Annotated in this window: 18 protein-coding genes, 1 tRNA gene and 3 pseudogenes; 7 read left to right on the forward strand and 15 right to left on the reverse strand. The window is 45.9% G+C overall.

The genetic code is table 11. The features are described from left to right. Positions 1 to 2: 2 nt before the first annotated feature. From D368_RS07915 to D368_RS07940, 6 genes and pseudogenes are all read right to left on the reverse strand, one after another. Positions 3 to 1138, reverse strand: a pseudogene (locus D368_RS07915) (glycosyltransferase family 1 protein). Continuing rightward, positions 1131 to 1973 (reverse strand): glycosyltransferase EpsE, encoded by an 843-nt coding sequence (gene epsE / locus D368_RS07920; RefSeq protein WP_015387673.1) that lies wholly within the window; start codon positions 1971 to 1973, stop codon positions 1131 to 1133. Before epsE ends, D368_RS07915 begins: the two are co-directional and overlap by 8 nt. Further along, positions 1970 to 3109 carry a glycosyltransferase family 4 protein gene (locus tag D368_RS07925; RefSeq protein WP_071392316.1) on the reverse strand — a complete coding sequence of 380 codons (1140 nt, stop codon included), beginning with the start codon at positions 3107 to 3109 and terminating at the stop codon, positions 1970 to 1972. Before D368_RS07925 ends, epsE begins: the two co-directional genes overlap by 4 nt. A gap of 15 nt (positions 3110 to 3124) precedes the next feature. Next, positions 3125 to 4942, reverse strand: a complete 1818-nt coding sequence (locus D368_RS07930) for a polysaccharide biosynthesis protein (protein WP_172614994.1) — start codon at positions 4940 to 4942, stop codon at positions 3125 to 3127. A gap of 220 nt (positions 4943 to 5162) precedes the next feature. Continuing rightward, complete coding sequence (epsB, locus tag D368_RS07935; RefSeq protein WP_003151543.1) at positions 5163 to 5843, reverse strand: protein tyrosine kinase EpsB; 681 nt, start codon at positions 5841 to 5843, stop codon at positions 5163 to 5165. Between the two features lie 5 nt (positions 5844 to 5848). Further along, on the reverse strand, positions 5849 to 6556 hold the full coding sequence (locus tag D368_RS07940; protein WP_128574702.1) for a Wzz/FepE/Etk N-terminal domain-containing protein: 708 nt from the start codon (positions 6554 to 6556) through the stop codon (positions 5849 to 5851). Positions 6557 to 6800: 244 nt separating this feature from the next. On the opposite strand from D368_RS07940, the gene slrR reads away from it, so the two are divergent. The 3 genes from slrR to D368_RS07955 all read left to right on the forward strand — a co-directional run bounded on the left by slrR (position 6801) and on the right by D368_RS07955 (position 9133). Then, on the forward strand, positions 6801 to 7256 hold the full coding sequence (gene slrR / locus D368_RS07945) for an HTH-type transcriptional regulator SlrR (protein ID WP_017418863.1): 456 nt from the start codon (positions 6801 to 6803) through the stop codon (positions 7254 to 7256). A gap of 80 nt (positions 7257 to 7336) precedes the next feature. Then, a complete protein-coding gene (locus D368_RS07950) occupies positions 7337 to 8785 on the forward strand; it encodes a carboxylesterase/lipase family protein (RefSeq protein WP_071392317.1) in 1449 nt (482 codons plus the stop codon). A gap of 147 nt (positions 8786 to 8932) precedes the next feature. Further along, positions 8933 to 9133, forward strand: a complete 201-nt coding sequence (locus D368_RS07955) for a hypothetical protein (protein WP_071392318.1) — start codon at positions 8933 to 8935, stop codon at positions 9131 to 9133. 31 nt (positions 9134 to 9164) lie between these two features. On the opposite strand, the gene D368_RS07960 is transcribed toward D368_RS07955, so the two are convergent. Both D368_RS07960 and D368_RS07965 read right to left on the reverse strand, forming a co-directional pair. Beyond that, positions 9165 to 9695, reverse strand: coding sequence for a dihydrofolate reductase family protein (locus D368_RS07960; RefSeq protein WP_071392319.1), 531 nt, complete (start codon positions 9693 to 9695; stop codon positions 9165 to 9167). A gap of 79 nt (positions 9696 to 9774) precedes the next feature. After that, on the reverse strand, positions 9775 to 10404 hold the full coding sequence (locus tag D368_RS07965) for a YczE/YyaS/YitT family protein (protein WP_128574703.1): 630 nt from the start codon (positions 10402 to 10404) through the stop codon (positions 9775 to 9777). Positions 10405 to 10536: 132 nt separating this feature from the next. Here D368_RS07965 and paiA point away from each other — a divergent pair, with 132 nt between their 5' ends. Next, complete coding sequence (gene paiA / locus D368_RS07970) at positions 10537 to 11055, forward strand: spermidine/spermine N(1)-acetyltransferase (RefSeq protein ID WP_015387668.1); 519 nt, start codon at positions 10537 to 10539, stop codon at positions 11053 to 11055. A gap of 40 nt (positions 11056 to 11095) precedes the next feature. Here the strand turns inward: paiA and D368_RS07975 are convergent, their stop codons facing one another. The 4 genes and pseudogenes from D368_RS07975 to D368_RS07990 form a co-directional block, all read right to left on the reverse strand. Next, positions 11096 to 11584, reverse strand: coding sequence for a phenolic acid decarboxylase (locus tag D368_RS07975; protein ID WP_007407400.1), 489 nt, complete (start codon positions 11582 to 11584; stop codon positions 11096 to 11098). Between the two features lie 21 nt (positions 11585 to 11605). Continuing rightward, positions 11606 to 11767, reverse strand: a pseudogene (locus D368_RS07980) (DUF3237 family protein); the annotation flags it as partial. A 244-nt stretch (positions 11768 to 12011) separates the two neighbouring features. Next, positions 12012 to 12296, reverse strand: a complete 285-nt coding sequence (locus D368_RS07985; RefSeq protein WP_070082422.1) for a DUF1433 domain-containing protein — start codon at positions 12294 to 12296, stop codon at positions 12012 to 12014. Between the two features lie 205 nt (positions 12297 to 12501). After that, on the reverse strand, positions 12502 to 12789 hold the full coding sequence (locus D368_RS07990; RefSeq protein WP_071392321.1) for a DUF1433 domain-containing protein: 288 nt from the start codon (positions 12787 to 12789) through the stop codon (positions 12502 to 12504). Between the two features lie 202 nt (positions 12790 to 12991). Here D368_RS07990 and D368_RS20060 point away from each other — a divergent pair, with 202 nt between their 5' ends. Next, the gene (locus D368_RS20060) at positions 12992 to 13117 is read left to right on the forward strand and encodes a hypothetical protein (RefSeq protein ID WP_015387666.1); all 126 of its coding nucleotides are present in this window, start codon (positions 12992 to 12994) and stop codon (positions 13115 to 13117) included. A gap of 95 nt (positions 13118 to 13212) precedes the next feature. Here D368_RS20060 and D368_RS08000 read toward each other — a convergent pair whose 3' ends face one another. Continuing rightward, positions 13213 to 13557, reverse strand: a complete 345-nt coding sequence (locus tag D368_RS08000) for a DUF1433 domain-containing protein (RefSeq protein WP_128574705.1) — start codon at positions 13555 to 13557, stop codon at positions 13213 to 13215. Positions 13558 to 13610: 53 nt separating this feature from the next. Between D368_RS08000 and D368_RS08005 the strand changes: the two are divergent. Continuing rightward, positions 13611 to 15031, forward strand: a pseudogene (locus D368_RS08005) (lipase). A 16-nt stretch (positions 15032 to 15047) separates the two neighbouring features. Continuing rightward, positions 15048 to 15359 carry a hypothetical protein gene (locus D368_RS08010; RefSeq protein ID WP_071392324.1) on the forward strand — a complete coding sequence of 104 codons (312 nt, stop codon included), beginning with the start codon at positions 15048 to 15050 and terminating at the stop codon, positions 15357 to 15359. 58 nt (positions 15360 to 15417) lie between these two features. On the opposite strand, the gene D368_RS08015 is transcribed toward D368_RS08010, so the two are convergent. Both D368_RS08015 and D368_RS08020 read right to left on the reverse strand, forming a co-directional pair. Continuing rightward, positions 15418 to 15493, reverse strand: a tRNA-Arg gene (locus D368_RS08015). Between the two features lie 215 nt (positions 15494 to 15708). Beyond that, positions 15709 to 17178, reverse strand: coding sequence for a glycoside hydrolase family 32 protein (locus D368_RS08020; RefSeq protein ID WP_128574706.1), 1470 nt, complete (start codon positions 17176 to 17178; stop codon positions 15709 to 15711). Positions 17179 to 17189 lie beyond the last annotated feature (11 nt).

Raw genomic sequence — 17189 nt, forward strand, 5'->3', positions numbered from 1 at the left:
CGTTACTGTTCCTTTTTCCAATTCATATTGTAAAGCTTCATAACAGCCCCCGCATTTTCTCCCGCGTCATATCCCAGCCGCCTGAGGGTTTCTTTAATGCGCGCCCCGTCAGGCTTTGCCGCCTCTGCTGCCCGTAAAACCGCGGATGCCCATTGTCCTGGCGGTTCTTTGAGGCTGAGCCTTTTGACCAGCCCGATCCCGGCATCGGCTTCTTCCGTTATGCCGTCTGATATCACGCACGGCACCCCGGAGGCCTGCGCTTCAACGAGCGTGACGGGCAGCCCCTCATAAAGAGACGGCATGACAAATACATCCAGCATTTTCAGCAGATCATGAACGCGGTCTTCTATGCCGATAAAACGCACATCATCATCAAGCCCCAGCTTCGCCGCCAGATTTTCCATATCGGTGCGAAGCGGACCGTCTCCGGCGAGAACCAGCTGTAAGCCGATGCCCCGCTCTTTCATATCAGCGGCCAGCCGGAGCAGAAATTCGTGGTTTTTTCTTCTGTAAAGCGGCCGATATGGCCGATCACCAAACGGCCGTCTGCAATGCCCCGCTTCCTTTTTTCAGCTTCTGTGTCCGCCCACCCGCCGGCAAATAAGTCGAGATCAATGCCGTTCGGCAAAAGATGCACGTCTTTTTCTTTCCCGAATAAGAAACGGCCCGCCTCTTTTCCGCAGGCGCACAGTGCCGTGGCGTTTGCCGTGATCAGCCGTCTGAACACAAACAGCTGCATCCCGGCAAGCCGCGACGCCCGCCCCCGCCACGACGTACTGTGCGAATGGCAGATCCGCACCGGGACGCCGGCTAAACGAGCGGCCAATGCGATAAATCCCGACTGAAAATCGGTATGGGCGTGCACGGCGGCAAACGGGCCTTTTTCCTGAATCACCCGCTTGACCTGTTTTACAAATGTAATCGGGTTTGTGCTGCCGATGCTCGGCACATAAAAAAGCCGTCCGCCGAGAGCGAGAATTTCCTCATCATAAGCGCACGGATCGTTCCTATGGGTTAAAAAATCAAACTGCACCTTCGTTCTGTCCATCTTCCGGTACAAATTCATCATCATCGTTTCTGCGCCGCCCCTGTTCATACCGCTGAAGATGTGCAGCACCCGCATCGGTTTGTCAGTCATGTTCGGCAAGCCCTTCTTTTTGGCGGATGTCCCTGTTTTTATGATAACGGTTCATGACCGCGGGCGGCGTAATGGCGCGGATGAGCGGTTTTGCGATATACGCGTAATGGGAAATCGGCAGCTTCAGCCGTCTGCATGCCTGAAAAACGAGCACCGCATTATCAATGGAATACGTAAACGATCTCCTTTTAAACGCATCACTGTCCTCTCTGACTTTATACAGCGTTTCCTGGAGATTGTACCCTCGGAAACCCGCTTCAAAAAAGCGCAGCCACAAATCGATATCCTCCATCCGACGCGTCCGCCTGACTGACCGGTAGCCTCCAAGCGCTTTGTACGCTTCAGCCCGCATCATAATGGTGCCGTGGCAGAACGGTGTGCCTTTCGCCATAATTCCCGGTTTCGGCACGGGCGGCAAAAGCCGGGCGCCCCTGACGCCGAATTCATCAAATACGAGCATCCCCGTGCCCACGACTTGATAGTGGGCGTGCTTGTTTAAGAAAGCGGCCTGTTTTTCCAGTCTCCTCGGGTTGGAGATGTCATCACCGTCCTGCCTGGCGATATAATCCCCCGTTGCGTATGTCAGACAGCGGTTCAGCGAAGCGGCAAGCCGTTGATTCGTCTTATTTTGAATCAGCGTGATCCGGTCGCTGTAATGATCCGCGTAACGGCGCGCAATCTGATACGTTCCGTCAGTTGACGCGTCATCACACATAATCAGTTCCCAATTCTTATACGATTGGCTCAGGATGGATTCAATACTCTCCGCTAAAGTCTCTTCGCAATTATAAATTCCCATGATGACGGAAATTTTCGGTTGTGCTCCTGCATTCATACGCTTTTCTCCTTTTTATCCATATAACCGGCGTAAATGTGCGCCATTTCCTTTACCGTACGTGTTTCTGAAAAACATTCCGCCGTCCTGCGCCCTTCTTGTCCCATTGCTTTTCGCAGACCCGGGGATCGGTACAGCTTTTCAATCCGATCGGCAAATGCCGCGCTGTCCCCTGCCGGCACGAGAAAACCGTTCACACCGTCTTCGATGATCTCACGGTGCCCCCTGTTGTCTGCGGCAACGGCGGGCTTTTCGGCAGCCATCCCCTCAAGCAGATTCATGCCGAGCCCTTCGCGGATGCTTGAGGCGACAGACAGATCGGCAAGCTGAATCAGCTCATGAATGTCACGGCAAAAACCGTAAAACCGCACAATGTCAGATACCCCGAGTGATTCAGCCTTTCTTCTGTACGGCTCTTCCATCGCGCCTTCTCCGGCAAATACGAGTTTCAGCTCCGGAATGCGGTTCTTCAGCAATGCCGCAGCCTCAATGAGAAGTCCCTGGTTTTTATTGCCGTTTAATTCAGCGGGGTATATGAGGATAAATTCCCCGGCGCCGAAGCCGTGTTTTTCTCTCAGACGTTCACTCTCTGCCCGGCTCACAGGGCGAAACCTGTCTGTATTCACGCCGATGCCGTGTATTTTCTTCGCGCCGCAAGCTGTTTTTTTCATTTGCTTGGCCCGTTCGTAATCCTCTTCATTAATCGTAATCAAACAATCCGTGTAAGAAGAGAGAAATTTTTCGATCGGGTAATAAAGAAGCCAGTTTTTCAGGGGCGCTCCGTCGCAGAAGTGAAAGCCGTGCGCGGTGTACAGCACCTTCGTCCCTTTTTGGCGCGCTTGTCTCGCCGCAAGGCGTGCAAGCACGCCGCCGACCGGCGTATGACAGTGAATCATGTCGTAGCCGTTGTCCTGAATGAGCCGTTTCAGCCGCCTGTAAACAGAAAGATTTTCGGGATGAAACGGCGAGCGCCGGATCGGGATGGAAAACTTTTCATCAACGAATGGAAGATTCATATTGCCGCCTGCCGCGACGTGCACTTCCCAGCCCATATCCTGAAACCATTGAAAATACGGAAGATGAAAGGCTTTAAAATGATAATCGACAGTGGCGCAGAATAATACTTTTTTCGTCATCTTTCTGTCCTCCCATCACACACCTGCGGCCGCTTCTTCATGTACTGATTCGATCGCCTCAAACAGCCGTTTTCTCAGCTCATCTTCAGGCAGACGGCTGAATTCCTCCATAAAACGGATGAGCACGGCCCAATCCCCGTCGATCGCTTTCCCGATATGGATTTTCGGAAAAATCTGTTCCGTATGTACTTCATTATGATTCAGCAGTTCTTCATACATCTTTTCTCCCGGGCGGATGCCGGAGAATTCAATGGGAATCTGTTCTGTCGTATAGCCTGATAAATGAATCAGGTTTTTTGCCAAGTCGACGATTTTGACGGGTTCTCCCATATCCAGAACGAAAATCTGCCGCCCTTTTGCAAGCGCCCCCGCCTGAATGACGAGTCTTGACGCTTCGGGGATCGTCATAAAATATCTTGTCATCGCCGGATGCGTGACGGTGACGGGTCCGCCTTTTTCAATCTGCTTTTTGAAAATCGGAATGACGCTGCCGCGGCTTCCGAGCACATTCCCGAAACGGACGGCGGCGAATTTGGTGTTGCTGACCTTTCCGAGGTTCATGATGACCATTTCCGCAAACCGCTTCGTCGCGCCCATGACATTGGCCGGATTGACCGCTTTGTCAGAAGAAATCAGCACGAATGTTTCCGTTCCGCACATATCGGCGGCTTCGGCGACATTTTTCGTGCCGATAATATTGTTTTTGACGGCTTCTTCCGGATTATGTTCCATTAACGGCACATGTTTATGGGCGGCCGCATGATAGACGACGTGCGGCTCGTATTTTTTCATCAAGGTAAAGATTTTATCTCTGTCCTGAATATCGGCGATCTCCGCGTGAAAAAGCACCTCTTTGCCGAAGCGTGCGGACAGTTCGTTATGCACCGAATAAATGCTGTTCTCCCCGTGGCCGAGAAGGACGATTTCATGCGGAAGAAACGAGCTGATCTGGCGGCAGATTTCAGAACCGATAGAGCCGCCGGCGCCCGTGACCAGAATCGTTTTCCCTTTGATGCTGTCAGAAATTTTGCTCGTATCAAGGGTGACCGGCTTTCTGCCGAGGAGATCTTCGGCTTTCACATCCCTGATGTGTCCGGCAGCCTGCGTTCCGAGCAGGATCTCATCAAATTGCGGCATGATTTTGATATGGGCGCCCGTCTGTACACATTCTTTGTACAGCGTCTGGAGCTCATGGGTGCAAAGAGACGGAATGGCGATGATAATGTGGTGAATTCTCAGCCTCTGCACCGCCGGCATAATGCTTTCTTTTCCGCCGATGACGGGCAGGCCCATAATTTTGAGCTTATGCTTCGTCTGATCATCATCAATAAAAGCCACAGGCATGATTCCAAGATCGTTTTTCTGGGTAAGCTGACGGACGAGCAGCGTTCCTCCTGCGCCCGCGCCGATGATCAGCGCCCGGGAAGAGTCATTTTGCTTCCTGCCGATCGTTTCTTTCAGTACGCGCGAAATCATCCGGCTTCCTCCGATGAACAATAGCTGAATCATCCAGCTGACGGCTAACAGCCGGAATAAAATCGTGTGGAACACCCCGTATTGGACGGCGGCTGTCACAGCTGCGGACAGCGTGATCCCCTTCAGCAGATCAAGCAGCTCGCCTATTCCCGTATACGTCCATACCTGCTTATACTGGTGAAACATAAAAGCGCATACATGATGGCTGATCAGCATGCTTACGGCAGTCAGCAGCAACGCTCCGGAGTCATAAAAGTGATAAGAATCCTCAAAAAATTGATATCCTATAACAACGGAAAGTAAAACGAGATACGTATCCAATGCAAAAATCATTGAAAGTCTTCTCCGGTAAGTCAATCTTTCCCCTCCTCATTTATCGGTTTAGCTGATACGGTTTTCGTAAAAACAGACATAACAGCTAAGCCGATAACAATGCATCATCTTAAGATAAATTGGGCATTTAACCCGTCCTCACACCCCGCCACCGACGACCAGCATCTAAGGCGGCGAAAAACGCCGCCCACAGCAGAGCCGAGTGCCTCCGTTGATAAAGGTAAGGAGACATCACCTGCACCGCTCAATACGAGTAGTGCTCTGTTTTTTTGATTTTCTTTTTATTCAGCAGCGCCCCCAAAAGCTTTGCCTTAGACTGCTGAAGCGCGTCTTTCGCCTTTTGGACGGTATCCATTTTCGTTTTTCCGCTCAAGACGACGAGAACGCTTCCATCTGTCTGGTTCGCTAAAATCTGTCCGTCCGCCACCGCCAAAAGCGGAGGTGAATCGAAAATAACCAGACTGTACCGGCTGTACATCTCCTGAATCAGCTCTCCCATCGCCTTTGAAGATAAAAGCTCAGCCGGATTCGGCGGCGTCGGCCCGCTCGTTAAGACGTAAAGGTTATCAATCAGCGTTTTTTGCACCGTTTCGCCGAGGGAAGCGTTTCCGACTAACACATTCGTAAGGCCTTGTACATTTTCAAGCTGATAGGTCTCGTGTATCGTCGGTTTTCGTAAATCCGCATCAACGAGCAGCACCTTTTTTTCCTGCTGCGCAAATACCGCGGCAAGGTTGGCGGCGCTGAATGACTTTCCTTCTCCCGGAACGGAGGAAGTGACGAGAATGGAGCGCAAATGGGTCTGAACAGAGGAGAACTCAATATTTGTCCGAATGGTGCGGTATTGTTCAGCCACCAATGATTTGTGATGTAAAACGGATATTTGAGCCAGTCCCCTTCTTGATTTCTTTTTTCTGAATCCCAAACGCCTCACTCCCCGAAATGTTTTTCATCAGACCGTGTCTGCTGATTTTTGATGTCATACACAACCCCTAAAACAGGCAAGCCTGTTTTTTCGCTGAGCTGCCGCTCGCTTTTAACGGTTTCATCAAGAAAGTGGAGAAAAAACGCAAGCGTCACACCCGCCATGAGAGCCGCACCGAACGCCATCATGATATTCCTGATGCGCGAAGGCTTGACCATCATGCTTTCCGATGCTTTTGCCTCGGACAAAACAATGACGCCTTTTATATTCATCCTGTCACGGACTTCTTTTTTAAATGTCTTCATCAGCGTGTTCGCTATAGCGGCGGCCTGTTTCGGATTCTCGTCCTGCACCGCTACGGTAATGATCTCTGAATCGGTTTCGCTGCTTGTCGTGATCTTTGCTTTTAAAGCGGATGCCGTCTCAGAAAGATGCAGCTTCTGTTTCGCTTTCTCAAGCACAACCGGGCTTTTCATGATCGTTTGAAACGTATTGTTGTAATGAAGATTCAGCTGAACGTCGCTGAGATTCGAATTTTTTTCACCGCTTGTTTCATGAATGAGCACTTGGGTCGATGCCTGATAAACGGGCGAAACCACCCGGAATTGGATGTATCCCGTCACCAGCGTTACAACTGCTGTCATGATAAAAATCAGTAAAAGTCTGTGTTTAATAATGTCAAATAATTCTTTAAAACTCATATTCTCATTCATGTAATTACAGCCTCATCCTTATTGCATCAGGCTTAAACGCCCCCTTCTGTTAATGATTGGATTATAAAAGAAAAGGTCGAAATTTGAAAATTTCAAATTAAGCCATTTGGTTCTTTTTAGAGAACATTATCATGATTTTCCTCTTATTTACTGCACTTACCTTATAATTTTAAATTTTATAAAGAACGAAGAATTTCTTATAATGAACAAAAAAATGCCAGTATACAGGGGAGAATTCAGCACAATGATTGGAAGAATAATTCGTTTATACCGCAGAAGAAAAGGCTACTCTATTAATCAGCTAGCAGTTGAAGCAGGTGTCTCTAAATCTTATTTAAGCAAGATAGAACGGGGGGTTCACTCAAATCCGTCCATCCAATTTCTGAAAAAAGTATCCGCCACCCTGCAGGTCGATCTGACGGAGCTTTTTGATGCCGAAACGATGCTGCATCAGATGGGAGACACGGAAGATGAGTGGCGCATCCACCTTGTGCAGGCCGTGCAGTCGGGCATGCCGAAAGAAGAACTGTTCACCTTTACGAACAAACTGACTGAAAAACGGCCGGAGCCCGCACCCTACCGCAACAGAAAACTGACTGAATCCAACATTGAAGAATGGAAAGCGCTGATGCAGGAAGCAAAAGAACTCGGCTTGTCCGTTCAGGAAGTCAGATCATTTTTAGAACGGAAGCGTTACTGAGGATATGCTGATGAAAGGGCTTTTATTCGCTTCATGTCTTCATCTCTGTTTATAATGAAAAGAAAAAAGGGGATGAAATCATGACAAAACTTACCGTTCAAACCCGCTGCGGCGCACTGAAAGGAACTGCCGGCCGCGGTGCCCGCACATGGAAGGGCATACCGTACGCGAAGCCGCCCGTCGGAGAGCTGAGATTTAAAGCGCCGGAGCCGCCTGCACCTTGGGACGGCGTAAAACATGCCGATTCGTTCGGGCCGGTTTGTCCGCAGCCGGATGATATGCTGTCCATATCGTTTTCCGGGGATATACCGCCTCAATCTGAAGATTGCCTTTACCTCAACGTTTTTGCCCCCGATTCAGAGGGCGAAAAAAAGCCTGTCATGGTATGGATACACGGCGGGGCATTTTATTTAGGTGCCGGAAGCGAACCGCTTTACGACGGATCTGCCCTTGCCGCTGAGGGAGATGTCATTGTCGTGACACTCAATTACAGGCTCGGACCGTTCGGCTTTTTACATTTGTCTTCTATTCATGACGCGTATTCCGCCAATATCGGGCTGCTCGATCAGATCGCCGCGCTGCGCTGGGTGAAGGACAATATCTCCGAATTCGGAGGAGACCCGGATAACGTCACGATATTTGGTGAATCGGCAGGCGGCATGAGCATCGCCGCACTTATGGCAATGCCTGACGCAAAAGGCCTGTTTCATAAAGCCATTTTAGAAAGCGGCGCCTCTCATACGATCCCGGCGGACATGGCAAAAGACATCGCGGCGGCATTTATTCATGAAGCCGGCACTGATCAATTGCAGGAGCTTTCCGTTAATGACCTGCTTAAGACTGCGGATAAAGTGCGGCGCTCACTGGATCAAAACATTTTTCAGCTTTTGTTTCAGCCCGCCATCGATCCGGCCACATTGCCTGCGGAACCGGTGAAAGCCATAGCAGACGGGGCCGCAGAAGGCATACCTATGATCATCGGAACCAATCGTGATGAAGCATATTTGTTTTTCACCCCTGACACAGACATTCATTCCGAGAAAAAGCAGCAAGATTATTTGCATTATCATCTTGGAGAGAACTGCACCGAGCAAGCGGCAGATTTATATCCGCATTCATTAACGGGACAAATCGATATGATGACGGATCTGATTTTCTGGCGGCCGGCTGTCGCTTTCGCACAAGGACAGTCGCAACACGCACCGGTCTGGATGTACCGCTTTGATTGGCATGGCGAAACACCGCCGTTTCATAAAGCCGTTCACGCTCTGGAATTGCCGTTTGTGTTCGGAAACTTTGATTCTTTGAGAAAGACGCTGCAAGAGCCGCTCGGTGATGACGCAGAACAGCTTTCCAAACAAATCCAATCCGCATGGCTCGCTTTTGCAAAAACCGGAAACCCGAACACCTCTCACTTCAATTGGCCTGAATATGAAACCGATTCACGCGAAACTTTGCTTTTCAACACGGATACCGCTGTCGAAAGTGATCCCGATTCAGCAAAACGCCGCATCCTGTTTCAAGCCTAAAAAACGCCAAGGGAGCCGGCTCCCTTGGCGTTTCATTTTCATCTTACAGACATCAGTCAGCTTCGCAGCATATCCATTTCCGCATTACCCCTGATATGTTATATTCTAACCCAATACGTTAACCAAACATCATAAAGGAGTTTCTATATGGAGCAATCAAGTATTATCGGCACAGCTGCCGTTATAATCGGGGCGCTTATGACCTTAGTTTCATTTATCTTCCTGCGCGACACTGATTTCTATGCCGTGAGGTGGATAGGGGTTGTTATCATGGTTGCAGGGTTTTCATGCGGTCCGGCCCACACCATTTCAAAACATAAAAACAAACATGAAAAAGAAACCCGGTAACCTTTACTGGGTTTCTTTCATACCTTTCATTTTATCTCACTTCATAATGCAACTCCGCAAATTGTTTGTAACGCCTGACATCAGTCAGCTTCAGCCCTGTCTCCCGGTCTCCGGGTTTGAACAAAGAAATTCCGCGGCCGAGCAGAACGGGGGCGATCTGAATGATAAACTCATCGACAAGTTTTTCCTCCAAAACCGGGTGCAGCAGATCACTCCCGCCGACAATCCAAATCCGCTTGCCTTCTTGGCATTTCAATGCTTTTATAAAATCGGCAGGCTCTTCATGAATAAACCGCACATGTTCAGTACGCCCTGTCAATGTCCGCGAAAACACATAGCATTCTTTACCTTTGTACGGAAATTCCTCAGGCAATAAAACCAATATTTCCTCGTATGTTTTTCTGCCCATAATGATCGTATCGACAGATTCATAGAAAGCTTCATAATCGGTGCTGTCTTCACCTTCAGTTCCGATTAACCAATCTAAAGAATGATTTTCCCGCGCAAGATAGCCATCTGCGCTGACAGCTCCGTAAAAAACGAGCTTTCTTTGACCGCTCATAAAAATCCCTCCCCCTTTTTTATTATACCTTAAACATGCGGGTGAAATGAAAAATGATAGAATCGGGTAAAAACCTCCGTTACCGGGTTTTCGTTTCTTCCTGCTTTGGAGATGCTGTTAATATGCCGTCTATCCATCTTCCGGTAATCGGCATAAAGAAATGAAGGATGATCCCTCCTGAACAAACGGTTAATAATGTTCCGATGCCTACCGGACCTTTTAGCATCACGGCCAGTATGAAAAATATGAAGTAAATGACTGTTCTTGAAAAAAAGATGCTTCTCCCGGTTAATTCGCGGACAATTAACGTTAACCGATCAACCGGGATCGGTGCGAAATTTGTGTGCAGGTAGGTTGCGGTTCCTATCCCTATCACAACTAAACCGATTGCAAAACAGCCCGCCTTTCCGTACCATAGTTCAGGCGTTATGACTCGATGCAGAAAAAAAAGCCACATATCAATCCCGATTCCCGTTATAAACGCCGTAATCATCCCTGAAAATTCCGGTCTTTGTCTTTTTAACATTGAATTACAGCAAATTAACAGGAAAGCGATGATGATTTCCCAGCTTCCCACGGTAAGCCCTGCATGGACGGACAATCCCACAATAAGCGCATCAAAAGGCGACGTTCCAAGATCTGATTGAATCGTGACAGAAATACCAAAGGTCAAGATCATGATTCCTAAAACATAAAAAACATATTTCACTTTATCATCCTCATTTTCTTATTTTATGTTGCAAATACAACAAAATTACGATATGTTTACTATACGGTATTTTCATTGCAAATACAACAAAATTCAGCTGATATGATAAATGAAGAAAGGAGCTGTATGACCATGAGCATTCAATTAAAAAAGTGCAGCCTTAACGATATAACAGAGCTCCGGGAGATAAGCATTGAAACATTCAATGATACATTTAAAGATCAAAATTCACCTGAAAATATGAAAGCTTATTTGGAAAATGCATTCCGCTCTGAACAGCTGAAAAAGGAATTATCCAATCCGTCTTCTCAATTCTATTTTGTTTATTATCATCATGACCTTGCGGGGTATGTAAAAGTCAACATGAACGAAGCACAGTCAGAAAAAATGGGGGAAGACTCTCTTGAGATTGAGAGAATTTATATAAGAAAAAGCCATCAGAAACACGGGCTTGGCAAATATCTGCTGAATGAAGCTGTGAAAATCGCAACAGCACACAATAAAAAGAACATCTGGCTGGGCGTATGGGAAAAAAACGAAAATGCAATCGCCTTTTATCAAAAAATGGGGTTTGTCCAAACCGGAGAACACTCTTTTTATATGGGGGATGATAAACAAGTCGACTTTATCATGACCAAAACCCTGTCGTAAAAGGATACAAAAAACCCGGCCAAGCTGCCGGGTTTTTCTCTTATTTTAATTTTCCCGCACGGATATCATCGGTCATTCCTTCGTACGGCGCTTCTGAAATCAGTGCTTCGTTATTGATTCCCGCATTGTTGAGATACGTAATATCCGCAAACTCGGGAACGACATATTTCGGATACGTTTCATATTTCTCACGTGACTCTTTCATCACGTCAATGTAATCATTTTGGTAGCACACCGTGATTTCCGGATGCTCATGCACCCATTTCGGGAAGAAAATAATTCCGTGCATCCGTTTTTCATTCGGCATAAAGTTTAAGGAAACGTCTGTGCCTGTCGGTTCAGTCCATGACACTTTGTATACGCCTTCTGTCAGTTTGACGATATTCACTTCCTGGTCGCGCACCCAGCGGCCGCCCACCATTCCGCTATGAATCCGATAGTCGATCGTATGATCATTTTTAATATAGATTTCATACTCCCAGCCGTTTTCATACGTGTAAATCATATGGCTTCCGATAAAGTTTTCCATGTTGACTCACTCTCCATCTTATTATTGAATTTCATAAATATCTAACCGAATGTCATCCGGCCATCTGATCGCAGCCCCGATAAACAGCCGGTCCTGCAGATGCTGATATGCCTCACTGCTTGTTTCAAACACAGGCACAGTGCGGAAATACACGTGCTCGGGATCAATGATGCGGTTCACTGACTCATAAATGACTTTTTTAAAGAAAGTTCATTCAAGGACGTATCACCTCCCGAGACATTATGTTTATTTAAACATGTAACTATTTACACGTTTAATTGTAACGCTGTTAAAATGGACTGTCAAATAATGAGCTGTTTCCGGTTATGTTTTACAGTGTTCAATAAAAAAAGACAAGGGCGGCACATGCCGAAACCCTTGTCTTTTTTGTTAAGCTCATCTATAAAAAACGCAGACGAGCGTCTTCTTAGTAATCACAATCTTTATCTCTGCATCCTTTCTTACTTACAGCGTCTATTGAGTGCCCCATGATCTTGTCATTTGCTTTATCATAAATACCATCAAATTTATTCGATGTATCACCGTTGTAATAGCCAAATACCTCTATCCCGCCCATTGGATCTATCTCGTATTTATCTTTAAATGTAACGTTATGTATACCTTCATAATTCGCTTTGATAAATTTCTCCATTCGTTCTTGCGCAATCTTTATCTCTTCAGCCTGAACATTTTTATCATTCATACTCTTCATTATAAAACCTCCGGCTGCTATTAAGATAATGAAGATAATAATATATTTTTTCACAGAATCATCCGTCCCATCAGTTATGATGAAGCTCGCGGACTAGAAAATGGTGGTGACATCCGATGCATTTAGGGTCTTAAGATTTTTCTTCAGTGTCCGCAGAGGATCATATAAGCGGCAATCCAGAGTACTTCTTTATTCCAGCGTCTTTTTAGTATTCACATTCTTTTTCCTGACATTCGGGTTTCTCTTCTGCATCGACTGACGAAACTCCTATTTCATCATTCGTTTTGTCATAAAGTCCGAAAAATTCTTTTTCCTTATTACCATTCAAGTACCCCTTCACGTGAATACCACCCATAGGATTTATTTTATAATTGTTAATGTATGTAATCCGCTTTATATTTTTGTAGTTAGCTTTTATATAGCTTTCCATTTTATTTTTCGCTTGGATAAAAAGTTCTTGTTCTGCTGCTTTTTTATCATGGTGGTACTTCATGTAGATACTTCCTGACGCTATAGTTATCACAAATATTAGGGCAATTTTGCATCTCTTCACAAACTCATCCTTTCTTAGATTAAATTTATATCAACCTCGGGGTGTTGTACATGTCTAAAAAACATCAACGTATCAAGTATCAGTGATCGAGAATACTTTTTTATAAGCGTTAGTTATAGTTAGATCTAGGTTAAATGAAGTGATGAAGGAGAAAGGAATTCAAATCCAGAAGGAATTGGCTGATTTAGTTGGTTCTACTGAGGCTGCGATAAGCAGATTTAAAACAAATACAAGATATGATATCACAACACTATTCATTATTAACTGAGGATTAAATGTACCTATGGAAGATTTGTTTTATGTCGAGGAGATAGAGTAAGAGCAATAAAACAAAATTAGCTCAGCTCGATTGAGCTGGCTAATTTATCTTGTACAAAGCTTATCTTTACATTCTTCTTTGGGTTCGGCATCAACCGTATATGATAATATTTCTTTATTGCCTGGATCATATAGACCTTCAAACTCTTTTTTTCCATTCGTATAACCCTTAATACTAATACCACCCATTGGATTAATATGGTAATCCTTGGAAAAATGGATATTATCCACATTTTTATAGTTCGTTGTTAAAAACTTTTCCATATGATTCTGGGCTTCTTCGAATAACGCAATATCTTTTTCCTTTTGATCATACTGATGCTTCATAAAAAGTCCCCCAACTGCTATAATTATTAAAATAAGGATAATTATGTACTTTTTCTTTTTCATTTGGAAATCAACCCTTTCCTATCTTATTTTACAAAAATAAGGAGGCAATGTATATGAATCACAAGATTAAAGTTCCAAAATTAACAGATAAAATTTATTATACGCTAAGTCAGGAATCTTACAACCACGAAAGATTAGTTGATAAATTGAAAACGGGGAAACCGATACAAACAGACCAACAAACTTATTGGTACGTTGAAAAAATAAAAACGGACGAAGATACCGGATTAGACGCAGTTGTACTATCACAAGGAGAAAAAACACAAGATGGAAAATGGGTAAAATCAAAAAACCCCGAAAACGTGGTCGTCGCCTTTGCGGGAACCGATATCGGAAAAGACCCGATCAATGACGGCGTAAAAGCGGACGGCGGCAATATTGTTTTCGGAAATGATCCGCAAAAAGAAGTGTATTATATTGTAAAAAAGACGCGGAGGATACCTCGAAAACACTCGGAAAATACAATGGAACGCCCTCTCAAGACGCCATGCTCACAAACGGAAAGTATAAGCTGATAACGAAAACATCGCAAATCGATCAAGCCGATCAGCTGGTACGCAGCGTAAAGAAAAAGTATGCCGGAACGTCAACGATTATTTCAACAACCGGCCATTCACTCGGCGGCGCTGAGGCCGAATACAGCGCGGTGAATAATGATGTGTACGCCGTCGCGTTTAACAGCCCTTCCGTCGTAAAACTGCACGATGAAGAAACACAGAAAGACATCAACAGCGGCATATACGACCCTTACATCCGGTCCATTATCAATCCGGACGACATGGTCGGGGCAGGTTATTGGAACGAATATGACCGCCACAACGGGACAACGATTTATACGAAAAACCCCTCACTCTCACAGTTCAGCCGAAAGCAGCGGCTTGATGGGAACTTAAACGAGCAGATCAGCAAGAATCTCGCTTATTTCTTTACTACCGTCATTCTGAGAAATCCGGATACACACGGCTTAAACGAAGCGAATTTTATATTTGACCGAAACGGAAACATCACAAATCCGAACGGAGATGAGTTAGTCTTCGAGAAAAATCTCGGCGCTCTTCTGCCGGCCGGTGCGATCGGAAGCGGAGACGCGATAAAAGTAACGCCGAAAAACGCAAAGAAGCTGGCTGAAAAGGTGCAGGCCATGACTGAGGATTTGCGGACGATGAAAAAAGAAGCGCAGAACGCCTATCAAGAGCACGATGAAAAAATCGCCGAGCTGAAAACGGAATTTTACGGCCAAGTCGGACACGGCTTGTTTGATCAGCTTCAAGCACAGGACGTGACCAATACAATTGAAGATATTGCGCAATCCTACGATAAAGGCCCGATTTTTTACGACACACAGGCTGAGCAGGCGTTTATTGATTCTTTGCAGGCGGCGATCACGGACCTTGAAGAGATCGGCGGATTCTTACATAAAATAGCGGACGAATTTCAGGAAAAAGACCAGATGCTCGCAAACTGGTTAAGATGATAGAGGTGGATACATAATGCCGACATTAGACGAACTTTTAGAACACAAGGACGACCCGATGAAGAAAAGGCTGCAGCGGCAGATGCTGAAAACCGCCATGACGCAGGCAGCGGGGACAAAACTGGAAACAGTGCGCCAAACGCTGAAACCGACATTCGAAATGGACACTTTGAAAGATGAATTATATGAAGTGTATTCAGCCTTATTGAACAGCTTTGAAGGCAAGGCGCAAAAAGCTCTCGCACAGCGGATCAGTGAAAGTGCGCGGCTGATTGCCGGAACCGAAAATAACAGAGACACATTCGTTAACAGTTTCAAAACAAGATAAAATAAAAAAACCTCGCAGATTATCATCTGCGAGGTTTTTCCTATCGTCTTAACTGAGACGCGCTCGGAGGGATTCGAACCCCCGACAGACGTGGTACCGGAAACCACCGCTCTATCCAACTGAGCTACGAGCGCACGTTTTTTCAATCAGATACCTTTATATTATAATAAAGAAACGCACAGAAAGCAACTCTTTTTTGATTATACACAACAGGATTATGCAGCGTCCTCATGCAGCATAATCCTGCATCATTTAACGGCATTGATTTTCACAAAAAACTTATTTCAGGCGGACTGCCCCCGGCTCGGTACATTTTCAGCCGCTTCAGAAAAAGCGGCAATCACTCGTTTCAGCTTTTTTTCCAAATGTCTTTTAACGTCCAATAGGTGAATTCCTCAACCTTTACGGCGCCTTTCTCAGAAAACAGCTCAATCCCCAATCTGCCCTCATTCGGATAGATACGGCTTGTCATCGTTGTTTCTCCATGATTGGCGAATACTTCAATCGAGGATCTGTCAATAAAGATACGCAGCGCCAGCTTGCCGTTTGCATCCAGCCGCACCCTTCTCACACCGTCTTTCTCTTTCCCCATCTTAGTGCAATCAAGTATCAGCTTTTTCTCCGTTAGATTGTATGTCAGCACAAGTTCTTCTTCGTCAAGGCCGCGAATTTTAAAACCTGCCGTTTCGGCATCAGAATCGTTTACATCAAACACGGCTCGGACTTCAAGCAGGTCTTCGGACGTCTTTGCCAAGTAACTCCCTGAAACCGATCGTCCGGCACATTCCCGATATTCCATTTTCCGCAGCTGCTTGGTTTCTTCCACGGGATTCATCAAAAGTTTATGATCATCACGCAAAGTCAGTTCTCGCGGCAAAGTCAGTGCACCGCACCATCCGTCCGCTTTTGTCGGCATCTCAGATTCCCACATATCCATCCAGCCGATAGCAATTCTGCGTCCTTTATCATCTAATAATGTTTGCACGGCGTAAAAGTCATGGCCGTGATCCAGTTCTTTAAAAGCGCCGTGTGTAAATTTGTTTGTTTCATTATTATAGTCACCGATTAAATAGCCGGTTTGATGTAAATTTTGATAGGAATCACCGTCCGCCTCGATACCCTGGGGCGAAATCAGCAGGACGTGTTTGCCGCCTAATTCAAAGAAATCAGGACATTCCCACATATAGCCGAGATTACCGTCACTTTGGGCGAGAACCCCCGCGTATTCCCAATCACGCAAATCAGGTGAACGGTATAAAACGACCCGTCCGACGTTTTCTTTTGAAGAGTTGCCGATGACCATATACCAAACATCGCGATGCTTCCATACTTTCGGATCGCGGAAATGACGAGCGCTGTCTTCCGGCGGTTCCGCAATAACAGGGTTTTCCTGAAGCTTTTCAAACACGATTCCATCTTGGCTGACAGCGATATTTTGAGTTTGATAGAATAGGTCTTTCTCTTGATCAATTATATTATGTCCTGTATAGATGAGGGCTAATCTTCCATGATCATCGACCGCGCTTCCCGAAAAACAGCCGCTTTGGTCGAATGCATCGCCCGGAGCTAAGGCAACCGGCAGGTGCTCCCAATGAATGAGATCTTTACTTTTTACATGTCCCCAATGCATCGGCCCCCAATGCTCATCATACGGATGATGCTGAAAAAAGACGTGGTATTCTCCTTTAAATTGAATAAGCCCGTTCGGATCATTGATCCAATTCGCCCGGGGCATAATATGGAACCCCAATCGATATCTTTGTTTCACTTTACCCTCGGCTTCCTTCAAAGCTTCTTCCGCATGCTGAATTCTATCCATTTGTAACATCC

The organism is Paenibacillus lentimorbus NRRL B-30488 (genome assembly GCF_000411595.1).
Taxonomy (GTDB): domain Bacteria; phylum Bacillota; class Bacilli; order Bacillales; family Bacillaceae; genus Bacillus; species Bacillus velezensis.